This is a genomic window from Amycolatopsis bullii (assembly GCF_014654205.1).
Taxonomy (GTDB): domain Bacteria; phylum Actinomycetota; class Actinomycetes; order Mycobacteriales; family Pseudonocardiaceae; genus Amycolatopsis; species Amycolatopsis plumensis.
The window spans coordinates 1-5,482 of sequence record NZ_BNAW01000100.1 but is presented as its reverse complement, the minus strand read 5'-3'; the positions used below and the strand labels follow the sequence as shown (position 1 = coordinate 5,482).

The 5,482-nt window shown below is 73.1% G+C and carries 6 protein-coding genes and 1 pseudogene; 6 read left to right on the top strand and 1 reads right to left on the bottom strand.

Annotation, left to right across the window (positions count from 1 at the left end; genetic code table 11):
* From IE317_RS43985 to IE317_RS43965, 5 genes and pseudogenes are all read left to right on the top strand, one after another.
* Positions 1-437, top strand: a pseudogene (locus IE317_RS43985) (DMT family transporter); the annotation flags it as partial.
* Positions 412-879: a hypothetical protein gene (locus IE317_RS43980; RefSeq protein ID WP_191317292.1), complete on the top strand. Its 468-nt coding sequence runs from the start codon at positions 412-414 to the stop codon at positions 877-879. The pseudogene IE317_RS43985 and the gene IE317_RS43980, both read left to right, overlap by 26 nt.
* Positions 880-985: 106 nt before the next feature.
* Positions 986-1,429 carry a DUF2243 domain-containing protein gene (locus IE317_RS43975; RefSeq protein WP_191317291.1) on the top strand — a complete coding sequence of 148 codons (444 nt, stop codon included), beginning with the start codon at positions 986-988 and terminating at the stop codon, positions 1,427-1,429.
* Complete coding sequence (locus IE317_RS43970; protein WP_191317290.1) at positions 1,426-2,166, top strand: cytochrome c oxidase assembly protein; 741 nt, start codon at positions 1,426-1,428, stop codon at positions 2,164-2,166. The genes IE317_RS43975 and IE317_RS43970 overlap by 4 nt, the downstream gene beginning before the upstream one ends.
* Positions 2,167-2,185: 19 nt before the next feature.
* A complete protein-coding gene (locus tag IE317_RS43965) occupies positions 2,186-2,977 on the top strand; it encodes an FkbM family methyltransferase (RefSeq protein ID WP_229903253.1) in 792 nt (263 codons plus the stop codon).
* Here the strand turns inward: IE317_RS43965 and IE317_RS43960 are convergent.
* Positions 2,974-5,010, bottom strand: coding sequence for a glycosyl hydrolase family 65 protein (locus IE317_RS43960; protein ID WP_191317288.1), 2,037 nt, complete (start codon positions 5,008-5,010; stop codon positions 2,974-2,976). The two genes, IE317_RS43965 and IE317_RS43960, sit on opposite strands and share 4 nt — an antisense overlap.
* A 217-nt stretch (positions 5,011-5,227) precedes the next feature.
* Between IE317_RS43960 and IE317_RS43955 the strand changes: the two genes are divergently transcribed.
* The coding region (locus tag IE317_RS43955) for a hypothetical protein (protein WP_191317287.1) at positions 5,228-5,482 on the top strand (255 nt) is incomplete at its 3' end.

Below are 5,482 nucleotides of genomic sequence, written 5' to 3'. Positions count from 1 at the left end.
CCCGGGGCGCCCTGGCCTGCGGCGCGGCCGCCGGCGTCGCCGCGGGGGTGGCGGCGGTGCTGATTTCGGCGGCGGTGAAGACGTTCGGCGAACACGGGCCGCTGGCCATGCTGGGCGGCAGCGCGCTGTGGGCGGCGATCGCCGTCGCGGTGGTCGCGCAGCTGGGCAGCCAGCAGGCCTACGCACGGGGCGCGCTGGCGTGGTCGATGCCGGCGCTGGTGCTGCTCGACCCGCTCGCGGCCGTGCCCGCCGCCCGGTTCCTGACGGGCGAGCGCCTCGAACCGGGACACGCGATCGTGTGGGTCCCGGCCGCCGCGGTCGCGGTCGTGGGGGTGATCCTGCTGGCCCGGACCGGCGAAGGCTGCCGACGGCCGGTGTTTCGCCGCCGCGTCAGCGGGAAGCCCGGGAAACATGAGCGAACCGGAGCAGAGCTATGACCCGCCGCAGGACACCGGCGAACCCGACGCCGTCGAGACGGACCCGGCCGCGCTCAACAGCGCCGAGGACCTCGACGAGGACCGGATCCGCGCCGACCCGCTCGAGGAGGGCATGGATCCCCCGGAACACTGGTCAGGCGTGACGAAGTACGGGATGACCCCGTGGGAGCAGGCCCACCCGCGCGGCCTCGGCGACCGCATCGGCGAGGAGGTCCCGGACCCGGCGGCCGAGGTCCCGACCGGCATCGACAGCCGGGCGGGCGGGGAAACCGACGAGGACACGGGCGAGACCCCGGAGCAGCCGGTCCAGCTGGAGCCGGTCGAGGGTGACGGGCCGCCACTGGACACGGAACCGGACCAGGTGGCCGTGGACGCGGGCTCGGCCCCGGCGGCGGGACCGGAACAGGCCGCGATGCACGTGGAAGAGGAGCTGGGCCGCTGAGCCCGCTCGTGAGTGGTAAGGCGGGTTAGAACCCGCCTTACCACTCACGACCAGCCGCGGCAGACCGCCTTCGCGCGGTTCGGTTCGGGAACGAGGGAGGGTGCGGATGCCGGGAGCGAGACCCACCGCGCGGTCGGCCTGGGCCGGGGTGCTCACCGGGATCGGCGTCGCCGCGTTCGTCGACGAGACCGTCTTCCACCAGCTCCTGCACTGGCACCACTTCTACGACCGTTCGACCACCGACGCGGGGCTCGTCTCCGACGGCCTTTTCCACGCCTTCGGCTTCTTCTCCGTTGTCTTCGGCCTGGTGCTCGTCGCGGACCTGCGGCGCGGTGACCGGCTCTCCGGCCGCGCCCTCGCCGGTGGCCTCCTCACCGGCGCCGGCGCTTTTCAGCTCTACGACGGCACCATCCAGCACAAAATCCTCGGCCTGCACCAGATCCGCTACGCCGTGGACCTCACCCCCTACGACTGGACGTGGAACGTCGTCGCGGTGCTGCTGGTCGCGCTCGGCGTCGTCCTGCTGCGCCGCGCGCGGGCGACCGCGTGAGCGTTTTCCACCACGTGCCGGCGCTGCTCGCCTTGGCGGCCTACGAGACCGGCGCGTGGCGGCTGCGGCGGCGCGGTGACCGGTGGCCGCCGATCCGGGACGCCGTCTTCGGCGCCGGCGTCGTCGTGGCGCTCGCACCCGGCGGGTCCACCTTCACCGCGCACGTGCTGCAGCACGTCCTGGTCGGCATGCTGGCACCCGTCCTGATCGTGCTCGCCCGCCCGGTCACGCTCCTGCTGCGCGCGGTCCCGGCCGCGGCCCGCCGCCTTCTCAAACACGCACTGAGGGCGGCCGGCGTGCTGGTCTTCCCGCCGGTCGCGGCCGTCCTGGAGGTGGGGAGCCTGTGGCTGCTCTACCGCACCGATCTGTTCGCCAAGATCGGCGACGCGCCCTGGCTGCACCTCCACGTCTTCCTGACCGGCCTGCTCTTCACCACGGCGATCTGCCGGCTCGACCCGCTCCGCCACCGCGCCGGACTCGGGGTCCGCGCGGGTGCCCTGATCGGCGCTGCGGCCGCGCACGCCGTGCTGGCCAAGACCTTGTACGTCAGCCCGCCGCCGGGCGTGGTGCTCGCCGTCGCGGACCGGCAGGCCGGGGCCCAGCTGATGTACTACGGCGGGGACGTCGTCGAGCTCGGGCTCGCGCTGATCGTCGCGCTGCAGTGGTACGCCGCCCGTGGCCGGGCGCAAGCCCGGAGCAGCCGCCGAACGGGGGTGCCCAGCACCGCCGGCAGCTGATAAGCCTCTGCGCGTGACCATGGACACGATCGACCTCCACAGCATCAACCCGTGGGAGGTGTCCTTCCTGCGCGAGGAGGTGGGCGCCTACTTCGCGCACGGCGTCGAGCTCGCTCCCGGCGCGACCGTCCTCGACGTCGGCGCCAACGTCGGCGTCTTCTCCGCCGCCGTCTACGAACGGCTGGACGGCGACGTGCGGATTTACGCGTTCGAGCCGCTCCCGCCGCTGTATGCGACGCTGGAGCGCAACGGCCGCGACTTCTTCGGCGGACGGCTGAAAGCGCTGCCTCACGGACTGGCCGCCGCCGAGGACGAGCTTGACTTCAGCTACTTCCCGGCGGCGACCATCTTCTCTTCGTCCTGGCGGGACGCGGAGAACGTCGAGGCCGAGCGGCGGCGGGTCACCGCCAGCGTCGTCGAGATGATCCGGCGCGGCGGGCTGGGCGCCGGGCTGCGCCGCGTGCCGGCGCCGATCCTGCGCGGGATCGTCGGGCGCAAGCTGCGGGTGATGCGGGAACTGGAAACCCACCGCGTCCGCGTCCGCCCGCTGTCGGCGGTGCTGGACGAAGAGGGCATCGAGCACGTCGACCTGCTGAAGGTCGACGTCGAAGGCGCCGAGCTCGACGTCCTGCGCGGGCTCGAAGACCGGCACTGGCCGCTGGTCCGGCAGGCCGTGGTCGAGGTCGAAGGGTGGCGGCGGCACCGCGAAACCGTGCGCGACGTCTTCACCACGCGCGGCTTCAGGGTCGAGGCCGTGCAGGACCCCGTCCAGGAGGCCGCCGACATCGGGATGGTGTTCGCGCTCCGCTAACGGCGGTATTCGAGCCAGTCGAGGTTGATCGCGCCGGTGTCACCCGGCGCGTAGGAGAGGGTCACCACCGGGTCCCGGCCGGTGAGCGGCACGTCGGCGAAGGTCGTGGTGCCCCAGGCGTCCCAGCTGTCGGCGACCTTCGGGAAGCCGACCTGCCCCACCGGCTGCCCGTCCACCGACAGCGTCATCGTCCGGGTGTCGCTGTTGGCGTTGGCGTACCGCACGGTGATCGAGCCGCGTTCCGCCGCCGTGGTGGTGCGGTGCACGGTGAAGGACGATGCCGCGCCCTGCGCCCAGAGGCCGTCGAGGAACGCGCGTCCCGAGTAGCCGGTGTGGTTCACGTTCGCCTTCACGCCACCGGTGTTGCGCGCGTCCTCGGCTTCGAGGTGCGCCGGGTCCGGGCAGCCGCTCAGCGCGGCCGTGCCCGCGGTGTCGGAACAGCGGTCCTGCGCGTCGGGGACGCCGTCGCCGTCCCGGTCGCCGGCGGGCGCGCCGGTGAGGATGACGTCGATCGTGTGGTCGCCGGTGAGCGTGTCCGGGACCGCGGCCGGGGCGGCCCGGCCGTCGAGCCGGAACGACGTGATCGTGCCGCCCGCGCCGTGCAGGGCGATGGTGAGGTTGGCGCCGCGGTAGCGCAGGTTCCGCAGCGTGACGTCACCCCAGCCCGCCGGCAGGCGCGGTGCGAAGGAGAGCCCGCGGTCGGTGAACGTCAGCCCGAACAGGCCGGTGTGGACCATGTCGAGGAACGCCGTGGCCGACCAGGTCTGGTCTGGCTCGGAACCCCAGTGGAACTTCACGGTGTCGCCGAGCCGCTGCCAGCCGCCGTCGACGACCCCCGTGGTCCCGTTGTGGATCTCCCAGAAGCCGCTGTTGCCGCCGGCCAGCTTGGCCAGGCGCGCGGTTTCCGCCGCGAAACCGTTCTGCTCGCCCTGCCCGGCCAGCGCTTTCGCCCACAGGCCCATGACGAGCGGCCAGACGATGGCGTTGTGCCGGCCGGGTTGCGCGTCGCTGTAGCGCGCCCAGTTCGGGAAGGTGTCGGGCATGCCCCAGGCCAGTTCCCGGGCGTGGCCGAGGATCGACCGCGCCTGCGCCGGGTTCGCGATGCCGAAGATCAGGGCGAAGGCCAGCCCGGTGCCTTCCTGGAAGGCACCGCGGGAGCCGTCGGCGAGCAGCTGGTAGTCGTAGAGGCCGGTGGCGGGGTTCCAGAAGCGCTGGTTGATCGCCGTCCGCAGCGCGGCGGCCCGGCTCCGGTACCCGGCGATCTCCGCCGCCGGGCGGCCCAGCTTGCCGGCCATATTCGCGGCGTTGACGTAGGCGGCGTAGTACAGCTCGTTCGTGCTGAGGTACATCCCGCTCGCGACCCCGGGCCACGGCATGCTCCCGGTGCTGACCGACTCGGTCGCGTCGGCCGGCGGCGCGGGGTAGCCGGCGATGCCGTCGTTGAAGAAGGAGGCACCGGTGAACAGGCCGTAGGCCGGGTTGAAGCCGGCCGTGGTGGCGTGTTCGCGGATGGTCAGCGTGGTCGCCGCGGTGCGGTAGGCGTCCTGCAGGAAGTCCCGGTCGCCGGTGACCAGGAAGTGGTGCCAGGCGGCGGTGACCCAGACGACCTGGTCCCACTGCTGGTCGTCCTGCTGCACCCGCAGCGCACCGGCGGCGTCCTTGTCGACGACCGCCCACAGCGTGTTCTCCGCCAGGGCCGGGTCGAGCAGGCTGGTGGCGTTCCAGCTGTTGATCGACGCGTCGCGCGTCCACGGCTGGGCGTAGCCGCCGCCCGCGCGGACGATGCCGGTCGCCGGGTCCAGCAGGCCGCTCCGGTCGTACCGCGCGTCGTAGGCGATCGTGTTGGTGTGCAACAGGTTCTGCAGCGCGGCGGTGTACGCGGTGCCGAACAGGGCCTGGCTGTCCGGGTTCGCGAACTCGAGGGACGGCGGGGCCGGGCTCGCCGTGGCCGGGACGGCGGCGGCGAGCGTGCCGGCCGCCGTCGCCAGGGCCAGCAGCACGTGGCGGATCCGTTTCGGGAAGCCGTTCCTCATGCGCGTACCCCTTTCGGCGTCGGCGCCAGTGCACCACGAAACCGGCGGTCTCTCCCCGGATACGCCCGGATCCTGTCCGCTTCTGTCCACTACCGCGACGGATGGTCCCATCACGGCGGGTGATCATGGTTCGGCCCGTTGGGCGGCCCAGGTGGCAGGGCGGCGCTCGGCCGTTGCATACTGCTGGAATGGCGCGCAGGAACCCGGAGACCGCACGGTGAGTCCCCGCGAGGGGCCGTCGCGCCCGAAATTCGGCCGGATCGACCCGTTCTGCCTGATGGCGGTGCTGCCGGTGCTGCTCGTGGCCGGCATCCTCGGCGCGTTGATCCACGTGGGACTGGGGATCGGCTTCGCCGCGTTCGCGGGCTTGATCGTCCTGTTCGACTCGTGGGTCAACCGGCCCCGCCCGGTCCCGGCGGCCGAGCGGCCGGTCCGGGCACCCCGCCCGGCGGGCCCGCCGCCGGCGCGTGGC

What these genes read in the sequence shown, in the direction of transcription:
- IE317_RS43980 (WP_191317292.1), top strand. Translation starts at nt 412, where the DNA reads ATGAGCGAACCGGAGCAGAGCTATGACCCGCCGCAGGACACCGGCGAA.
- IE317_RS43975 (WP_191317291.1), top strand. Translation starts at nt 986, where the DNA reads ATGCCGGGAGCGAGACCCACCGCGCGGTCGGCCTGGGCCGGGGTGCTC.
- IE317_RS43965 (WP_229903253.1), top strand. Translation starts at nt 2,186, where the DNA reads ATGGACACGATCGACCTCCACAGCATCAACCCGTGGGAGGTGTCCTTC.
- IE317_RS43960 (WP_191317288.1), bottom strand. Translation starts at nt 5,010, where the DNA reads ATGAGGAACGGCTTCCCGAAACGGATCCGCCACGTGCTGCTGGCCCTG.